At 69.9% G+C, this 17,874-nt stretch carries 15 protein-coding genes; 5 read left to right on the forward strand and 10 right to left on the reverse strand.

Going from position 1 to position 17,874, the window contains the following annotated elements; genetic code table 11:
• Window positions 1–264: 264 nt before the first annotated feature.
• Window positions 265–825, forward strand: a complete 561-nt coding sequence (locus V8J38_RS14340; RefSeq protein WP_291778398.1) for an OmpA family protein — start codon at window positions 265–267, stop codon at window positions 823–825.
• Window positions 826–928: 103 nt separating this feature from the next.
• On the opposite strand, the gene V8J38_RS14345 is transcribed toward V8J38_RS14340, so the two are convergent.
• From V8J38_RS14345 to V8J38_RS14360, 4 genes are read right to left on the reverse strand one after another with little or no spacing between them, the layout of a single operon-like run.
• Window positions 929–1,414 (reverse strand): DUF411 domain-containing protein, encoded by a 486-nt coding sequence (locus tag V8J38_RS14345; protein WP_338576597.1) that lies wholly within the window; start codon window positions 1,412–1,414, stop codon window positions 929–931.
• A 2-nt stretch (window positions 1,415–1,416) separates the two neighbouring features.
• Window positions 1,417–1,614 (reverse strand): heavy-metal-associated domain-containing protein, encoded by a 198-nt coding sequence (locus V8J38_RS14350; protein ID WP_338576599.1) that lies wholly within the window; start codon window positions 1,612–1,614, stop codon window positions 1,417–1,419.
• 60 nt (window positions 1,615–1,674) lie between these two features.
• Window positions 1,675–2,094 carry a Cu(I)-responsive transcriptional regulator gene (cueR, locus tag V8J38_RS14355; RefSeq protein WP_338576601.1) on the reverse strand — a complete coding sequence of 140 codons (420 nt, stop codon included), beginning with the start codon at window positions 2,092–2,094 and terminating at the stop codon, window positions 1,675–1,677.
• The gene (locus tag V8J38_RS14360; RefSeq protein ID WP_338576602.1) at window positions 2,094–4,589 is read right to left on the reverse strand and encodes a heavy metal translocating P-type ATPase; all 2,496 of its coding nucleotides are present in this window, start codon (window positions 4,587–4,589) and stop codon (window positions 2,094–2,096) included. The genes cueR and V8J38_RS14360 overlap by 1 nt, the downstream gene beginning before the upstream one ends.
• A 186-nt stretch (window positions 4,590–4,775) precedes the next feature.
• Between V8J38_RS14360 and V8J38_RS14365 the strand changes: the two genes are divergently transcribed.
• A complete protein-coding gene (locus tag V8J38_RS14365; RefSeq protein WP_338576604.1) occupies window positions 4,776–5,927 on the forward strand; it encodes an amidohydrolase in 1,152 nt (383 codons plus the stop codon).
• A 21-nt stretch (window positions 5,928–5,948) separates the two neighbouring features.
• Here V8J38_RS14365 and V8J38_RS14370 read toward each other — a convergent pair whose 3' ends face one another.
• From V8J38_RS14370 to V8J38_RS14395, 6 genes are read right to left on the reverse strand one after another with little or no spacing between them, the layout of a single operon-like run.
• Entirely contained in the window at window positions 5,949–6,719 is a 771-nt protein-coding gene (locus V8J38_RS14370; RefSeq protein WP_338576606.1) for a 2,3-dihydro-2,3-dihydroxybenzoate dehydrogenase, read from the reverse strand.
• Entirely contained in the window at window positions 6,716–10,606 is a 3,891-nt protein-coding gene (locus tag V8J38_RS14375; protein WP_338576608.1) for an amino acid adenylation domain-containing protein, read from the reverse strand. Before V8J38_RS14375 ends, V8J38_RS14370 begins: the two co-directional genes overlap by 4 nt.
• A 9-nt stretch (window positions 10,607–10,615) precedes the next feature.
• Window positions 10,616–10,879 (reverse strand): phosphopantetheine-binding protein, encoded by a 264-nt coding sequence (locus tag V8J38_RS14380; protein ID WP_024353927.1) that lies wholly within the window; start codon window positions 10,877–10,879, stop codon window positions 10,616–10,618.
• Window positions 10,876–11,523, reverse strand: coding sequence for an isochorismatase family protein (locus tag V8J38_RS14385; RefSeq protein WP_338576615.1), 648 nt, complete (start codon window positions 11,521–11,523; stop codon window positions 10,876–10,878). Before V8J38_RS14385 ends, V8J38_RS14380 begins: the two co-directional genes overlap by 4 nt.
• Window positions 11,520–13,148: a (2,3-dihydroxybenzoyl)adenylate synthase gene (locus V8J38_RS14390; protein ID WP_338576616.1), complete on the reverse strand. Its 1,629-nt coding sequence runs from the start codon at window positions 13,146–13,148 to the stop codon at window positions 11,520–11,522. The genes V8J38_RS14385 and V8J38_RS14390 overlap by 4 nt, the downstream gene beginning before the upstream one ends.
• The gene (locus V8J38_RS14395) at window positions 13,145–14,392 is read right to left on the reverse strand and encodes an isochorismate synthase (protein WP_338576618.1); all 1,248 of its coding nucleotides are present in this window, start codon (window positions 14,390–14,392) and stop codon (window positions 13,145–13,147) included. Before V8J38_RS14395 ends, V8J38_RS14390 begins: the two co-directional genes overlap by 4 nt.
• A gap of 140 nt (window positions 14,393–14,532) precedes the next feature.
• Here V8J38_RS14395 and V8J38_RS14400 point away from each other — a divergent pair, with 140 nt between their 5' ends.
• Genes V8J38_RS14400 through V8J38_RS14410 form a run of 3 tightly spaced genes read left to right on the forward strand, consistent with a single transcriptional unit; the run spans window position 14,533 to window position 17,854 of the window.
• Window positions 14,533–15,210 carry a response regulator transcription factor gene (locus V8J38_RS14400; RefSeq protein WP_291777641.1) on the forward strand — a complete coding sequence of 226 codons (678 nt, stop codon included), beginning with the start codon at window positions 14,533–14,535 and terminating at the stop codon, window positions 15,208–15,210.
• Window positions 15,188–16,594 (forward strand): HAMP domain-containing sensor histidine kinase, encoded by a 1,407-nt coding sequence (locus tag V8J38_RS14405; protein ID WP_338576621.1) that lies wholly within the window; start codon window positions 15,188–15,190, stop codon window positions 16,592–16,594. The genes V8J38_RS14400 and V8J38_RS14405 overlap by 23 nt, the downstream gene beginning before the upstream one ends.
• Window positions 16,595–16,651: 57 nt before the next feature.
• Entirely contained in the window at window positions 16,652–17,854 is a 1,203-nt protein-coding gene (locus V8J38_RS14410; RefSeq protein ID WP_338576623.1) for an MFS transporter, read from the forward strand.
• Window positions 17,855–17,874: the final 20 nt, after the last annotated feature.

Raw genomic sequence — 17,874 nt, forward strand, 5'->3', positions numbered from 1 at the left:
AACACCCAGGCTTTCAATAGACGCTCCTCGCCCTTTTACAGTCAGAGTCCACCACCAGAGAGCGTCAGGAAGATGGCGCCTTCAAGCCAGAGCTGTATTCCCCAGAACAGCAAGAACGCCGATTATTGAAATTTTTTTACAGTCAAGCTGAACCTTTTCACTTCTTCGCGCGTCTTTGCTCCGCCGTTTTGCAACCGACACCGGTGCGGCGCGTAACATCCCCCGGAGTTGGGCCGGGCACGAAGGAGACTTGATTTGATCAAATTGGCATCTAGGACCGCTCTCGTCGGCGCTGTCGCCGTTCTCGGCATCGCCGTCAGCGGCTGCGCCAGCCACCGGTTCGTCCGCGACAACGTCCAAGTCGTGAACGAACGTGTCGACGGCGTCGACGCCCACCTGACCCAGGTCGAAGGCACGGCGGGCGAAGCCCTGGCCCGCGCCAACGCCGCGCATAAACTGGCCCAAGGCAAGTTCTTGTACGAAGTCGTTCTGTCGGACGATTCCGTGAAGTTCCCGGTCAACCACACCGAGCTGTCCCCCGAAGCCGAGCAGCGCCTGGCCGAACTGGTCCAGCGCCTGCGCGCCGAAAACGCCAACGTCTATCTGGAGATCCAGGGTCACACCGACTCGACGGGCAACGACCAGATCAACGAGCGTCTGGGCCAGGAACGCGCCGAGGCCGTTCGTCGCTTCCTGAGCGACCAGGGCATCGCCCTGAACCGCATGGCGACCATTTCCTACGGCTCCACCAAGCCGGTGGCGCCGAACAACACCCGTGAAGGCCGCGCGCAAAACCGCCGCGTCGCCATCATGGTTCTGGCCTAACGGCTGACGGCTTTCGTTCCGGCCTCCTGCCCCGGCCGGAACGAGAAACGGCGGCGTCCCGCAAGGGGCGCCGCCGTCATCGTTTTTCATCTCGAGATCGGCATCAGGCCGGATCAGCCCCCACGAAGGTCATGAAGCGCGTCGGCGCGCCCGCGCCGAAGCTCATGACGTCATAAGGTTCGGGCGCATGACCGGGCGCCTCCATGCCCGGCGAGCCGGTGGGCATGCCGCCCACGCCGACGCCGCGCGCCTCGCCGGGGGTCTTCAGGAAGGCCCTCACGGCCGTCGCCGGGACGTGGCCCTCGACGATCTTGCCGTCGATCACGGCCGTATGACAGCTCCACAGCGACTGCGGCACGTTCAACTGCTGCTTGATGGGGGCGAGGTCATCCGTGGGGACCACGCGCACCCGGTAGCCCGAGCGCCGCATATGCTCGACCCAGCCGCCGCAGCAGCCGCAGGCGTCGCTCTTGTAGACGGTCATCTCGGCCGCCTCGGCGGGCCTGACCGCCCCCTCGGCCAGGACAAAGCCGCCGCCGACGACCGCGGCTCCGAGGGCTATCGCCGCCAGCTTTACAGACATCTTCATCTTCAGTGCTCCTGCACGGGATAGCCGGCCGCCGCCAGGGCGTCGGCGAGGGCTTGCCGGGGCGCCGTCGTCTCGACCTCGACCCGGCGCGCCGGGACGTCGGCTGTAAGCGCGGCCGCCGGATCGACGGACAGGACGGCCTTTTCCACGGAGGCGACGCAGCCGCCGCAGCGGATTTTCGGAATGTTCAGCGAGATCATGATGATGCTCCCTTTCTTGATACGCGACAGTTCATCCGACCCCTTGCCGCCGTGGCAGGGTCAAGCGTTTCCGGCGTGAACGCCCTGCGGCCGATCGCCCGCCAGATCGGACAGAATGGGGCAGTCGGGCCGCTCGTCGCCTGCGCAGCAATGGGCCAGATGGCGCAGGGTGTCGGCCATCTCGCGCATTTCACGGATGCGGGCGTCCAGGTCGGCCAGGTGCTTTTCGGCCATCGCCTTGACCTCGCGGCTGGGGCGGGCGTCGTCGCGCCACAGGGACAGAAGGCGGCTGATCTCCTCGATCGAAAAACCCAGCCCGCGCGCCCGACGGATGAAGCGCAGGTCGTTCACGTCGCGGTCGCTGAAATCGCGATAATTGCCCTCGGTGCGGTCCGCCGGGCGGATCAGGCCCTGCGCCTCATAATAGCGGATCATCTTGGCCGAGACGCCGGTCGCCTGGGCCGCCTTGCCGATGTTCATCACGCGGCTCCCTTCATGCTGCCGGTGTTGATATGGGGTTTGAAGGTCTTCAGGCGCAGGGCGTTCAGCACCACGCTGACGCTGGACAGGGCCATAGCCCCCGCCGCCAGCATGGGCGACAGCATCAGGCCGAAGACCGGATAGAGCACCCCCGCCGCCACCGGGATCAGCAGGACGTTGTAGCCGAAGGCCCAGGCCAGGTTCTGACGGATGTTGTTCATCGTCGCCCGCGACAGACCGATGGCGCTGACCGCGCCGCGCAGGTCGCCGCCGGTCAGGACCACGTCCGCGCTCTCGATCGCCACGTCCGAGCCGCCGCCGACCGCCAGACCCACGTCCGCCGCCGCCAGGGCCGGGGCGTCGTTCACCCCGTCGCCGACGAAGGCGACCCTGCGCCCGCCCTTTTTAAGCGCCTCGATCACGGCCACCTTGCCGTCCGGCATGACCTCGGCGTGGACTTCGTCGATGCCCAGACGACGCGCGACGGCGGCGGCGGTGCGGCGGTTGTCGCCGCTGATGACCGCCACCTTCAGCCCGAGGTCGTGCAGGGCGGCGATAGCCTCGGCCGTCGTCGCCTTGACCGGATCGGCCACGGCGATGATGGCGGCCAGTCGCCCGTCCACAGCGGCGTAGAGCGGCGTCTTGCCCTCGTCGCCCAGACGGGCCGCCGCCTCGGCGAACACGGCCACGTCGCAGCCCAGCTCGGCCATGTAGCGGTCGGCGCCGACGGCGACGCGCGCCCCGTCGACCAGACCCGTCACCCCCTTGCCGGGGATGGAGGCGAAGTCCAGCGGCCGGGCCACCGTCACGCCGCGCGCCTCGGCCGCCGCGACCAGGGCGCGGGCCACCGGATGCTCGGAGCGGATCTCCAGCGCCGCGACCTTGGCTAGCACCGTCGTCTCATCAAAACCCTCGGCCGTGACCAGATCGGTCAGCGTCGGCCTGCCCTCGGTCAGGGTGCCGGTCTTGTCGAAGGCGACGACGTCCACGCCCTGCAGCGCCTGAAGCGCCTCGCCCTTGCGGAACAGCACGCCCAGCTCGGCCGCACGCCCCACGCCCACCATGATGGAGGTCGGCGTCGCCAGACCCATGGCGCACGGGCAGGCGATGATCAGCACGGACACGGTCGCCACCAGCGCCATCCCCATCGCCGGATCGGGCCCGAACAGGAACCACACCACGAAGGTCAGGGCGGCGATGGCCATGACGGCGGGTACGAACCAGCCTGTCACCTTGTCCACCAGCGCCTGGATCGGCAGCTTGGCCCCTTGCGCGGCCTCGACCATCTTGACGATCTGGGCCAGCACGGTCTGAGCGCCGACCTGACGCGCCTCGAAGCGGAAGGCGCCCGTGGTGTTCAGCGTGCCGCCCGTGACATCGGCCCCGGCGGTCTTCTCGACCGGGATCGGCTCGCCCGTCAGCATGGATTCATCGACGAAGGAGGCGCCGTCCATGACCACGCCATCGACCGGAACCCGCTCACCGGGGCGCACCACGACCACGTCGCCGACCTGAACCGCATCGACGGCCACGTCCTGTTCGACGCCGTCGCGCACCACGCGCGCGGTCTTGGCTTGCAGCGACATCAGACGACGGATCGCTTGCCCCGTGCGCCCCTTGGCCCGCGCCTCGATCCAGCGCCCGACCAGGATCAGGGTGACGATCACCGCCGCCGCCTCGAAATAGATGTTGGCCGTGCCCTCCGGCAGCCATTGCGGCGCAAAGGTCGCCACCGTCGAGAAGGCCCACGCCGCCGTCGCGCCCAGCACGACGAGGGAGTTCATGTCCGGCGCCCAGCGCAGCAGGGCGGGCACGCCCTTGCGGTAGAAGATGATCCCCGGCACGAACAGCACGAAGGTCGCCAGCACGAAGCTGATGACTTTCCAGTTGAAGGCGCCGATGGCCTCGCCGATCCAGTGGTGCATCCCCGGCACGAAGTGCGAGCCCATCTCCAGCACGAACAGCGGCAGGGTCGCCGCGCCCGCGATCAGCACCGCGCGGCCCAGCTTCCTGATCTCGGATTCGCGGGCGGCCTGTTCGCGGTCGCTGGCGTCCGGCCCGGCGTCCTCGGGCGCCTCCAAAACATAACCGGCCTGTTCGACGGCGGCGGCCAGTTCCTGGAAGGTCGTCGCTCCCGACAGGAAGCGCACCGTCGCCCGCTCGGTCGCCAGATTGACGCTGGCCGACAACACGCCCGGCACGCCTGCCAGGGCCTTTTCGACGCGTCCGACGCAGGAGGCGCAGGTCATCTCCCGCACGGGATAGACGACCTCCTCCTCCATCGGCTCATAGCCCGCGCTCTTGATGGCGGCGGCGACGGCGGCGGCGGAACCGTCAGGCGACAGCGACACCTGCGCCCGCTCGGCGGCCAGATTGACCTGCGCCTGCGTCACGCCCGGTACGGCGCGGATAGCCTTTTCGACCCGCCCCACGCAGCTGGCGCAGGTCATGCCCAGCACGGGCAGATCCAGTGTTTTCAAGCCTTCGGCGGCCATGGCGTCGTCCTCGCAAATCCTTGACGACGACACCTCTAAACCTTCCCATCAAGGGAAGGTCAAGCGCCCACCGTTGACGGTTGTCGGACGCCCGCGCCTCCCCCGCCCGCGATGCGGCTATGTCGTTTGAAGAGGGGTGGTGATAGCTTCCCGCCCTCCTCTTTTCCGACGGATGCGTGAGCCCCCATGACGCCCCTGCCCGCCCTCGCCGCCCTGGCCCCCGAAATGACCGCCTGGCGCCGGGACATCCACGCCCACCCGGAGCTGTCCGGTCAGGAATCGCGCACCGCCAAGCTGGTGTTCGACGTGTTGGAAGGGCTGGGCCTGAAGCCCGAGGGCGGCATCGGCGGCGAAGGCGTGGTCGCCGTCGTCGAAGGGCGCGAGCCCGGCCCGTCCATCGGCCTACGCGCCGACATGGACGCCCTGCCCATGAACGACGACAGCCAGGTTCCCCACGCCTCGACCAAGCCCGGCGTCTCGCACGCCTGCGGCCACGACGGCCATACGGCGACCCTGCTGGGCGTGGCGCGCCATCTGGCCGCCAACCCGCCCGCGCGCGGCCGCGTGGTGCTGATCTTCCAACCGGCGGAAGAGACGGGTCTGGGCGCCGTCGCCATGATCGAGGACGGCCTGTTCGACCGCTACCCGTGCGACGAGGTCTATGGCTATCACAACATGCCGCTGTTGCCGCTGGGCGAAGCGGCGGTCCACACCGGCCCGACCATGAACGGCTATAAGGTGTGGGAGATCGACATTCAGGGCGTCGGCGGCCACGGCGCCGCTCCGCACAAGACGAAAGACCCCGTTCAGGCCGCCGTGCGCGTCGCCTCTGAAATCTCGTCCATCGTCGGCCGTCACGTCGATCCGATGGAGCCCGCCCTGATCACCGTGACCAAGCTTCAGGCCGGGTCGTCGCACAACGTCGTGCCGCACGAAGCCAGTCTGGCGGGCACCCTGCGCGCCACCTCATCCGACGTGATCGAGACGATGTGGCAGAAGCTTCAGGACATCTGTGCGGGCGTCGGCGTCATGACCGGCTGCACCGTCACGGTGCGCGAGACGGCGGGCGTGCCCCCTGTCTTCAACGCCGCCGCTCAGGCCGATGTGGCGGCGGCGGCGGCGGGCGGCGTGTTCGGCGCGGACAAGGTGCACCGCGACCTGAAGCCGTACCCGTTCACCGACGACTTCGCCTATATGTTGCAGATCGCGCCGGGGGCCTATTTCTTCGTCGGCCAGGGCGGGACGATGGTCCACCAGACCGCCTATGACTTCAACGACGACCTGCTGCCGAACGTGGCCTCGGTCTTCGCCCGGATCGTCGAGGCGAAGCTGTCCTGAAGGCAGACACAGACAGCCGGATCAGGCGCGCAGCGTGGCCCCGCCGTCGACGTACAGGTCCGTCATGGTGATGTGAGCGGCCCGGTCGGACAGCAGGAAGACCACCGCCTCGGCGATGTCCTCGGGCGTCGCCAGCTTCTGCAGCGGGATGCCCGCTTTGAACGTCTCGGGCGAGCCGGCGATGACGCGGGCGGCGCCGTCCTCATCGGCCCACATGCCGGTCTGCATCGGCGTCAGGGTCGAGCCGGGGGCGACAATGTTGCAGCGGACGCCCTTCGGCCCCAGCTCCAGCCCCAGACAGCGAGTGAACATGGTCGCCGCCGCCTTGGACGCGGCATAGGCCGCCATCGCATGACGCGGCACACCCGCCGCGTTGGAGCTGACGGTGACGAAGGCGCCCTTGCCCCGCTCGCCCATCCGGCGCGAAACCTCGCGGCCCAAGTGGAAAGGCCCATCCGTATTGACGGCGAAGACGCGGCGCCATTCGGCGTCGGAGGTCTGGTCCACCGTCACATTGGACAGGATGCCCGCCACGCTGGCGACGAAGTCGATGGGGCCGTCCTCGGCCTCGATGCGGTCGAACAGGGCTTCGACCGCCGCGCCGTCGGACACGTCCAGCGGCTCGACCCGCACGCCGTTCAGGAAAGCCAGACCCGACAGGGCGGTGGACGGCAGGTCGGTCGCGACCACGCGCGCGCCCTCCTCGACCAGCACGCGCACCACGGCGGCGCCGATGCCGCCGCCCGCGCCCGTGACCAGGGCCAGACGGCCGGACAGTCCGCTGTCTCTCATCGTGTCGTATCCTCTGCGGCGGTCATGCGGGCGTCCAGCGCCGGGGCGATCAGGGCCGTCGCCGCCGGGCCGGTCAGTTGCGGGTGCAGGAAGGGAACCTCGACCACGTCCAGATCGGCGGCGTAGGGCCGCCACAGGCCCGGCGTCAGGTCGCGCTCCTTGTGATCCAGCGCCGCGCGGACGTGGGTGGTGCGACCGCCGAAGGGCTTGTGATGGTGCTCACGCACCAGGCGGTTGGTATCGAGCACCACGCGGATCACTCCGTCCAGCGCCGCCTCGGGCAGGCCGCCCAGCGCGCTGTCGCCCGCCTTCAGGAAGGCGACAATGGCCGAACGGCTGCGTAGTTCGGGATACTGGGTCGGGTCGTATCCGGCGATGGCCAGAAGGGCGCGCATCGCGTCGACCGGATCCGGGTCCGGCTCGGCGCGCCAGCACTCGGCCGGATAGGAGTCCAGCATGGCCATCAGCCCGACCTTGACCCCGCGCCGCTCCAACTCGACCGCCGCCGCCTGGGCGATGATGCCGCCGACGGACCAGCCCGCGATATGCACCGGACCGGGCGCGCCCAAGGCCAGAATATGATCGACATAGACCGACGCCAGCGCGTCGATCCCGTCCGGCAGGGCGTTGGTCGGGTCCAGCGCGGGCGACTGCACGCCCCACACCGTGCGGCGCGGCGACAGGGCGCGCGCCAGCGTCCGATAGCCCCACGACAGCCCCCCCGCCGGGTGGATCAGGAACAGCGGCGGCAGGGCTGGATCGCCCTCGGCCAGACGGATCAGCACGCCAAGGCCGTTGTCGAAGTCCAGCGCCTCCGCGTCGATCAGAGCGGCCAGTTCAGCCACGCGCGGTCGGTCGAACAGGGCGCCCAGCCCCGGATCGCGCCCCAGCCGCTCGCGGATCAACATCATCAGATGCACGGCCAGAAGGGAGTCGCCGCCCAGAGTGAAGAAGTCGTCGTCGGCGCCCGCCGGTTCGGCCCTGCCCAGCGTCTCGGCGAACAGTTCGGCGATGACCTTCTCGGTCGGCGTCTCGGCCGCCCGGCCTGCTGCGGCCTCGAACACCGGGGCGGGCAGCGCCTTGCGGTCCAGCTTGCCGTTGGAGGTCGTCGGCAGGGCGTCCAGCGCCACGATGGCGGCGGGCACCATATAGTCGGGCAGGCGCGCGGCCAGCTTGGCCTTCAGAGCGGCGGGGTCATAACCCTCGGCCGGGACCAGATAGGCGACCAGACGGCGTTCGCCCGGACGGTCTTCTCGGGCCAGCACCACCGTCTCACGCGCCAGGCCGCTGGCGATGACGGCGGCTTCGATCTCGCCCAGTTCGATACGCAGGCCGCGGATCTTCACCTGATGGTCGCTGCGGCCCAGATAGACCACGGCTCCGTCGGCCCGCCGGCGCGCCACGTCGCCGGTGCGATACAGACGCTGGCCCGGATGGTGCGGATCGGGGATGAAGCGGTCCTCGGTCAGGTCGGGCCGGTTCAGATAGCCGCGCGCCAGTTGCACCCCGCCCAGATGCAGATGGCCGCCCATGCCGGGCGCCACAGGGCGCAGGCGCTCGTCCAGAATGACCAGCCGCGTGTTCCACACCGGCCAGCCGATCGGCATGGGGCGGGACGTATCGTCCGGCCCGGCGGCCCAATAGCTGACGTCCACCGCCGCCTCGGTCGGGCCGTAGAGGTTGTGCAGTTCGGCGCTCACCGTCTGATGGAAACGGTCGCGCAGCTCGGCGGGCAGTTCCTCGCCGCTGCAGAAGACGTGGGCGACCGCGATGCCCTTCGCCGCCGGATCAGCCAGAAAGGCCGACAGCATGGAGGGGACGAAGTGCAGGTCGGTGATCGCATGGCGGCGGATCAGCCCGGCGATGGCCGCCGGATCGCGGTGCGCGCCGGGCGGGGCCACGACCAGTTCTCCGCCCGAAATCAGCGCCAGGAAGAACTCCCACACCGAGACGTCGAAGGTGGCGGGCGTCTTTTGCAGGATGCGGGTCTGGGCGCCGATGCCGTACTCGGCCTGCATCCACAGCAGGCGGTTGACGATGGCCCGATGCTCGACCAGCACCCCCTTGGGATCGCCGGTCGACCCCGAGGTGTAGATGACATAGGCGGCGTCCTCGCCCCCTTGCGCGACGGCAGGCGCAGTCCCGTCCAGCGGCCAGTCAGCGGGCGCCAGCAGGGCCTCGCCGAACGCGCCGCCGATGTCTTCATGGGCCAGTACGACGCTCGGCCCGGCGGCGCGGACGATGGCGGCGATGCGCTCGGCCGGATGCTCCAGATCCAGCGGCAGATAGGCCCCGCCCGCGCGTAAGATCGCGACCAAGGCGATGACCAGCTCCAGCGAACGCGGCAGGGCCACGGCGACGAGGCTCTCGCGCCCCACGCCGCGCGCCGCCAGCGCCGAGGCCAGCGCCGCCGTGCGGCGGTCCAGTTCGGCGTAGGTCAGGGTCTGCTCGCCGAAAGTCAGCGCCGGGGCGTGCAGCGTCGCCTTCATCGCCGCCTCCAGCAGGGCGGTCAGCGTCATGTCGGGCACCGGATGGGCGGTGGCGTTGAAGGCTTCGAGTTCGCGCGCGGCTTCTTCCGGCGTGGCGATGGGGACTTCGCCCAGGGTCTCCGCATCGAGCGCGTTGGTCAGGAAGGCGGCCAGACGCTCTGCGTGGGCGGCGGCCTCCTCCAGCGTGTAGAGGTCGGGGTTGGCGTCGACCTCCAGCGTCAGGGCCGGGGCGGCGTCGCCGCGGAAGGTGAAGCTGATGTCGTCGACCGGGCCGGTGCCCAGCACCTTCAGCGTCGTGTCCAGCCCGTCGAAGCGCGGCGGCAGGTCGAACGGCAGGACGTTGACCAGCGGCCCATAGAGACGCCGCGCCCCGCCGATCAGGCCCAGATCGCGCCGCAGCTGCTCGCTGCGGTAGCGGCCGTGGCGGCGGGTCTTGATCAGGGCCTTGGAGGCGAGGATCAGCTGCGCGTCCAGCGGCGCGTCCTCGTCCAGCGTCAGGCGTAGCGGCGGCACGTTCATGATCATGACGGGCGTGCGCGCCGAGGCGCTGCCCATGCGGCCCATCCACGGCACGCCGATCACGGCCTCTTCCGCCCCCGAGAAACGGCGGACATAGGCGGCGCCGATGGCGGTCAACACGTCGGGCCAGGACAGGCGCCCGGCGTCGGCGCGGGCGCGCAGGCGGGCCGTGACCTCGGGCGGCAGGGCGCGTTCGATGCGGTGGAATCGGTGGGCGGTGGTGGCCTTGCCGGGCGCCAGGGAGGCGACCTCGGGCGCGTCGTCCATGATCTCGCGCCACCAGGCGGCGTCGGCCGTGCGCTTGTCCGAAGCGCGATAGGCGGCGTCTTCATCCCACACCTTGGCGATGGGGTTGAAGACCGGGCCGGGCGCCGGGCCGCCGCGCGCGGCGTTGTAGAGCTCGGCTGTGCGGTTGGTCAGCAGGGCCATGCCGAAGCCGTCGACAGCCAGATGGTGGACGCGCAGGCTCCACAGGAAGCGTTGCGGTCCCATTCGGAACAGGATGTTGGCGGCCAGCGGGTCGCGCGTCGGGTCCAGCGGCGTCTCGTGATCGCGGCGCATGGCGGCCATGGCCTCGGCGACCGGATCGGCGGCGGCGGACACGTCGACGATCTGCAACAGGGGACGATGCGTCGGGTCGAGGGCCTGGAACACCTCGCCGTTCTTCTCGACGAAACGCAGCGACAGGGCCTCGGCCTCGGCGGCGGTCCGATCGACGGCGGCGCGGAAGGCCTCGACGTCCAGATCGCCCCGGATGTCGAGATAGTGGGCCGTGTTGAAGATCGGATTGGCCGGGTCCAGCCTCTGGGCGAACCACAGGCCGGATTGGGCTTCCGTCAGCGGGTGTTCCAGCGCCGCCGCCATGCGTCCGTCGTCCATGATGTCAGGTCAGGCGTCGTGACCGGCGGCGCGCAGGCGCGCCTGAACCACGCTCCACCAGCCTGCGAGCGTGGTGTGTTCGGCCAGTTCGCTGAACTCCAGCGGCACGGCCTCGCTCCACGCCAGCGACAGGTTGAGGGCGCGCAAGGAATCGACGCCCAGGTCCATCAGATTGTCGTCGTCCAGAATGGAGTCCGGCGTTTCGTGCAGCACGGCGGCGACATCGGCGCGCATGCGCTCCAGCGTCAAGTCCTGCGGGGTCAGCTTGGTCATGTCAGTCGTTCCAGAACGCGCGCCGTCGAAAGGGCCACGGCGCAGGTGTCGGCGGCCCAGGCCACCGCGCCCATATGCTTGTCGCGCGAGAAGTCGCCAAGCGCATCGGCGACGAAGAAGGGTTCGATATCGCGCTGAAACGCCTCGGCCGCCGTCAGCTGACAACCGATGTGGGCGTAGACGCCGCAGACGATCAGTTGGTCCCGCCCCCGCACGCGCATCAGCGTTTCGAGGTTGCTGCGCTGGAAGGCGCTGTAGCGGTGCTTGACCAGGGGGAAGTCGCCCGGCGCCGGGGCCAGTTCAGGCAGGATGTCTTCATGCTCGGGCGCGCGGCTCATGCCCGGTCCCCACAAATCTGCTTGAAGCCCCCGGTCTCGGCGATCCTGATCGCCATGCTGGGCGGTGTAGAAGACGGGCACGCCCGCCGCCCGCGCCGCCGCGATCTGGCAGGCGATGTTGGCGATCAGGCCGGGCAGCGGCTCGGCGCCTGGCGCATAGGGGCGCATGAAATAGCGCTGCATATCGTGGACCAGCAGGGCGGCGCGATCACGCTGCAACGTCCACTGGGCGCGCGAGGCGGGAATCTCCGCCTCGGTCGGCAGGGCGTAGGCCGGGACGGTGGGCAGGCCCTTTGATGCGCTCACGCCTTGCCCTCCTCTTCCAGAATGCGCTGACGAAGGGCGGCGCGCAGTTCGCGGCGGCTGACCTTGCCCACGGCGGTCACGGCGAAGTCGTCGACGAAGACGATCTGGTCCGGCACCTTGAAGTCAGCGATGTCGCGCTTGCGCATCCAGGCCTTCAACTCGACGCCGCGCGGCGCGGCGCCGTCGGGGATGATGAAGGCGCAGATGCGCTCGCCCAGATAGTCGTCCGGCACCGACACCACGGCGGCGTCGAACACGGCCGGGTGGGCCAGCAGATGATCCTCGACCTCTTCGGCCGAGATCTTCTCGCCCGCGCGGTTGATGTGGTCGGTGGCCCGACCCATGACGACCAGATAGCCCTCGGGCGTGCGGCGCACCACGTCGCCGGTGCGATAGAAGCCGTCGTCGGTGAAGGACCGCGCATTGGCCGCCGGTTCGTTGTGATAGGCGCGGATCGTATAGGGCCCGCGCGTCAGCAGATTGCCCGGCTCGCCCTCGACCACGGGCGCGCCCGCCTCATCGACGATCAGGATTTCGTCGTCGGGGCTGATGGGGCGCCCCTGCGTCTCCACGATCAGGCTCTCGGGGTCGTCCAGCCGGGTGTAGTTGACCAGCCCCTCGGCCATGCCGAACACCTGTTGCAGGGTGCAGTCCAGTTCAGCGCGCACACGACGCGCCGCCTCGGGCAGGAATTTCGCGCCGCCGACCAGCAGCACCTGAAGGCTGGACAGGTCGTGCGCCTTCCGGGCCGCCGCCTGCATCCACAGCAGGGCCAGAGGCGGCACCAGTCCGGTGATCGTCACGCCCTCGCGCTCGATCAGGGGGAAGCAGACGTCCGGCGACGGCGACGGCGCCATCACGACGGTCGCCCCGACATAGAGGGCGCCCAGATAGCCCGGCGAGCTCATGGGGAAGTTATGCGCGGCGGGTAGGGCCGTCAGGTAGACGCTCTCCGGCTCCAGCCCCGAGATGTCGGCGCTTTCGCGCACGCTGTAGAGATAGTCGTCGTGGGTGCGCGGGATCAGCTTGGACAGGCCGGTCGAGCCGCCCGAAATCTGCAGGAAGGCCACGTCGGACGGATCGGCGTCGTCCGTCGGCAGGGCGGCCGGATCGGCGCGGAAGCCGTCGAAGGATGCGAACTCCTCGGCCTCGCCCACCACGACCACATGGCGCAGGTCCGGAACCTCGGCCTGAACGGCGCGGGCCAGGGCGCGATAGTCGAAGCCTTCATGCCGGTCGGCCACGACATAGGCGGCGGCTTCCGAACGTTTCAGGAAGTGAACGATCTCGGTCGAGCGGTGTGCGGGCAGCGCATAGACGGGGATCAGCTTCGCCCGGAACAGGCCGAAGATCACGCTGAGGAACTCGGGCAGGTTCGGCAGTTGCACCACCACCCGGTCGCCGGGCTTCAGCCCCAGCGCCAGGAAACCGGCGGCGGCGGTCTCGGCCTTTTGCAGCAGTTCGCCATAGGTCCAGCGCTGGTCCATGCCGACCACGGCGACGGCGTCAGGCTGCGCCTCCGCCCGGCTGCGCAGCAGTTGGGAGAATGTCTCGCCGCGCCAATAGCCCTTGGCCCGATAATGCGCCGCCATGTCGTCCGGCCAGACCTGTTGCAGGGGAATCATACGCTCGCCTCATCCACGCCCAGGGCGCGCAGAACGGCCTGGAACTTACCCGACGTCTCGTCCGCCTCGGCGGCGGGATCGGAGCCTTCGACAATGCCCGCCCCGGCATAGAGACGCGCCTGATCGCCGCACGTCTCGGCGCAGCGCAGCGAGACGTACCACGCGCCGTCGCCAAAGGCGTTGGTCCAGCCCACGGCCCCCGCATAGAAGCCCCGGTCATAGCCTTCAAGCGCGTGGATCATCTCGGCCGCCTGATCGCGCGGCGAGCCGCAGACGGCGGGCGTCGGATGCAGCAGGGCGGCCAGTTCCGCGGCGGAGGTTTCGTCGGGGCGATGCAGCCGTCCCTCGATGCGGGTGCCCAGGTGCCACATGGTCCGGGTCGAGACGAGCGCCGGGCCCGGCGGCGCGCGCAGGTCGCTGCAGTAAGGCGCCAGCAGGTCCATGATGGCCTCGACCACCAGGGCGTGCTCGCGGCGGTCCTTGTCCGAGGCCAGCAGGCCTTGCGCCGCCGCCTCGTCCTGCACCACGTCGGTGCTGCGACGGGCCGATCCGGCCAGAGGATGAGAGAAGACGGCCGGGCCGCGCTTGGACGCCAGCAGTTCGGGCGTGGCGCCGACCAGACGGCGCATGGCCCCGCCCTGCCCTTCACCGAGCGGCGTCAGGAAGCGCGCGGCGGTCGGATCGGCCTTCAGGTCGCGCCACAGGGCGAAGGGGTCGATCGCGCCGTCGCCCTGAACCTTCAGGCTGCGCGACAGCACCACCTTGTCGACCGGCTCGGCGCCGCCCTGCGAGGCGCGCATGGCTTCAAGCGCCTGCATCACCGCCGCCTCATAGGCCGCGCGCGACGGCTCGGGCGTCAGGGCGCGGATCGAGGGGTGCGACGCGCTTGAGGTCATGTCCCAGATGCGGTTGGCGGCGCGCTCGGGCAGGAACAGGCAGTCGTCGGCGCTGCGGTCAAACGGCAGGGCGCCGACCAGCAGGCGCGGCGACGGCTCATCGGTTTCCGGGGCGACCGGCAGATCGGCGAAGAAACGGCGCACGCGCGCGCCCAGCGTCGCCGCCGGCCCCGGCGTCAGGCGCTGCTTCAGACCCGTGGTGAAGAGCCGCAGCTCGGGCGTGGTCAGTCCAAAAGCCCAGTCCATGTCGTCCTTCGGCGCGGCGGCCTCATGCCGTTCGGATGCGCCGCCGCCGATCTGAACCGACAGATCGGGCGCGCCCCAGAATTCCGCTACTCTCGACTCCATGCTGATCCCTGCTGCACTCAAGCTGTTGCATATCATTCGCAACAATCGGCCTATAGCGGAGCAACCTTCGCGTTGTCTTGCGGCGAGATTAATTCCAAGCCGGTCTGGTCGTTTCGCCGCAGAGGTTTAGAAGGGCGCTCATGCGAATGCTTGTCATTGACGATGATGCCCGAACCCGCGCCTTCGTGGCCGAAGGCCTGCGCCAGCAGGGGCATACCGTCGATGAGGCGGGCGACGGCGAAGCCGGTCTGCACATGGCGATGGAGGGCGACTACGACGCCATCGTCGCCGACCGCATGATGCCCGGCCTGCCCGGTCTGGAAGCGGTCCAGGCCATGCGCGCGGGCGGGCTGAAGACGCCGGTGCTGATGCTGACGGCGCTGGGGTCAGTCGACGACCGGGTGGCGGGGCTGAACGCGGGCGCCGACGACTATCTGGTCAAGCCCTTCGCCTTCAGCGAACTGAGCGCGCGTCTTCAGGCGCTGGTGCGCCGCCCCCCGCTGGCCGAGGCGACGACGCGGCATCGGGTGGCCGATCTGGAGGTCGACGTGGCCGCGCACCGGGCGACCCGCGCGGGCAAGCCGCTGGACCTGACACCGCACGAGTTCAAACTGCTGGAGCGGCTGGCCCGCAACGCCGGTCATGCGGTGACGCGCACCATGCTGCTGGAAAGCCTGTGGGGCTTCCACTTCGACCCGCGCGCCAATCTGATCGACGCCCACATCAGCCGCCTGCGGGCCAAGGTGGATCGCGGCTTCGATCAGGAGCTGATCCACACCATCCGGGGGGTGGGCTATGTCCTCAAGGCCTCGGACTGAGCCGAAACGCCCGTCGGTCTGGTCCACGGCCAGCCTGCGCTACGCCGCCGCCTTCTCGGTCCTGTTCGGCCTGGGCGCGGCGGTGATGATCGCGGGCGTGGACTACGGCCTGATGCGCTTCGCCGAGGCCGAGGTCCGCGACGGGCTGAACCATCAGATGGACGTCATGCGCGCCGACGCTGACCGGCACGGCACGGCCCAGCTGGTGCAGGAACTGAACGCCGAGGCCCGTAACCGCGACGCTCGGCGCTATCTGCTGCTGGTCGAGGCGCCGGACGGCAGCACCTTCTCCAACGGCCTGACGCGGCTGGCGGTCAATGAGACGGGCTTCCGGCGCAACCTGCCCAACAAGGCGCGCCCCGCCCGCTGGCCCGACCAGACGCCGAACATGCTGGCGCTGAGCGCGCGGGCCTCCGACGGCGGCCTGCTGGCGGTCGGGCGCGATATCCAGCACCTGGACGAACTGCGCGGCGGCATCCGCCGCTATGCCCTGATGAGCGGGATCGCCCTGATCCTGCTGGCCCTGGCCGGCGGCTGGTTCGCAGGACGGCTGTTCCTGCGACGGCTGGAGGACGTCAATCAGGCGGTCGGACGCATCATCGCCGGACAGGATTCGGCCCGCCTGCCCGCCGTCGGCCTGGGGCGGGAGTTCAACGAGCTGTCGGCCAACCTCAACCGGATGCTGGACCGGCAGGAGGCAGCGCTGACGACGCTGAAGACCCTGTCCGAAGGCGTGGCCCACGAACTGCGCGCGCCGCTGAACCGGGTCCGCAATCGGCTGGAAGACCTGGCCGCCAATCTGGACGACGCCCAGGCGCGCGAGGCCGCCGTCGAACGCGCGCTGGAGGAGACGGACCAGGTCAGTGCCCTGTTCGAGGCCCTGCTGACCCTGGCGCGGATCGAGAGCGGCGACGCCGCCCTGAAGACCGAACGGCTGGATCTCGCAGCGCTGACCGGCGCCGTGGCCGACATCTACAGCCCCTTCGTCGAAGAGGCGGGCGGGCGGCTGATCGTCGGCCTCGCCCCCGCAGGAACGGTCGAGGCCGACCCTGCCCTTATCCAACAGGCCCTGGCCAATCTGATCGAGAACGGCGTCTTCCACGGCGGCGGGCGGATCGAGGTCTCGACGTCCAGCGAAGGCGGCCGGGCGGTCGTCCGCGTCGCCGATCAGGGGCCCGGCGTGCCGGAAGCCGAACGCGAGAAGATCCTGCGCCGCTTCTATCGCCTTGATCAGGGCGGGACCGGCCATGCCTCGGGCGCCGGTCTGGGGCTGGCCATGGTGGCGGCGGTGGCGCGGGCGCACGGCGGCGAACTGCGGCTGGACGACAACCGGCCCGGACTGGCGGTGGAGCTGTCGCTGCCGGTCACAATGGCCAAGCCATAGTTGCAATTCATTCTCAATTAGTCGATCAAGCCGCTCCTTGCCGTTCAAGAGCCGCTCATGACCTCCGCCACCACGACTGTCGCAGCCCCCGGCGGCGCCTTCAGCCTGAAGCCCCTGCTGTTCACCGCGGGCGTCGGCAGCATGTCGATGATGGCCTTCGTCGCCGTGGTCGGGCCGATGGCGCGGCTGCTGGGCCTGCAGCCATGGCATGTCGGGGCGGCGGTGACGGCGGCGGGCCTGGCCTGGATGCTGATGGCCCGCTTCTGGGGCGCGCGCAGCGACGAGGTGGGGCGGCGCAAGGTGCTGTTGATCGCCCTGGCCGGATTCGCCGTCAGCTATGCGGCGCTGGGCCTGTTCATGAGCGCGGCCCTGGCCCTGGTTCCGGCGGCCATCGTCAGCTTCCTGGGCATGACGGCGGCGCGCACCGCCGCCGGGGCCTTCTACGCCGCCGTGCCGCCGATCTGCGCCGCCGTGGTCGCCGACCACACGGCGCCGCACGAGCGCGCTCGCGCCATGGGCGCCGTCGGCGCGGCCAGTTCGCTGGGCATCGTCTTCGGACCGGGTGCAGCCGGCCTGCTGGCCGGATGGAGCCTCAGCGCCTCCCTGATCATCATCTCCGCCCTGCCCGTCCTGGCCTTCATCGCCGTGTGGCGGTTCCTGCCCGCCGACGCGCCGCATGAGACGCGCAGGAAGTCGGCGCTGAGGCTGTCGGACGCGCGCATCCGCCGCGCCGTCGTCACCGCCTTCGCCGCCATGTGCGGCGTCGTCGTCTGCCAGGTGGTGGTCGGCTTCCTGGCTCTGGACCGCTTCGGCCTGTCGCCCAATGAGGCGGCGCGAACCGCGGGAATCGCCCTGGCCGTGGTCGGCGTGGTGCTGTTCTCGGCCCAGATGGTGCTGCGCCGGCTGAACTGGACGCCCTCGCGCTTCATCCGCATCGGCGGGAGCGTCGCCGCCGTCGGCTTCGTCGGCGCCGCCTTCGCCGCCACGCCGCTGCAACTGTGGGCCGCCTATGGCGTCATCGCGGCAGGCATGGGCTGGGTCTATCCCTCGCAATCGGCGCTGGCCGCCAATGCGGTCGAGGCCCATGAGCAAGGCGCCGCCGCCGGGGCCGTCGGGGCCGCGCAGGGACTGGGCGCCGTGCTGGGGCCGCTGGCCGGAACCTTGGCCTATCAGGCGGCGCACGGCGCGCCCTACGCCGTATCGGCGGTGATGATCCTGATCGCGGCGCTGTGGCCCGCCACGCGCCTCAAGGCCGACTAGACCATTATCAATGCCTAGAG

This window comes from Brevundimonas olei, assembly GCF_037055245.1.
In the GTDB taxonomy this organism is placed as follows: domain Bacteria; phylum Pseudomonadota; class Alphaproteobacteria; order Caulobacterales; family Caulobacteraceae; genus Brevundimonas; species Brevundimonas olei.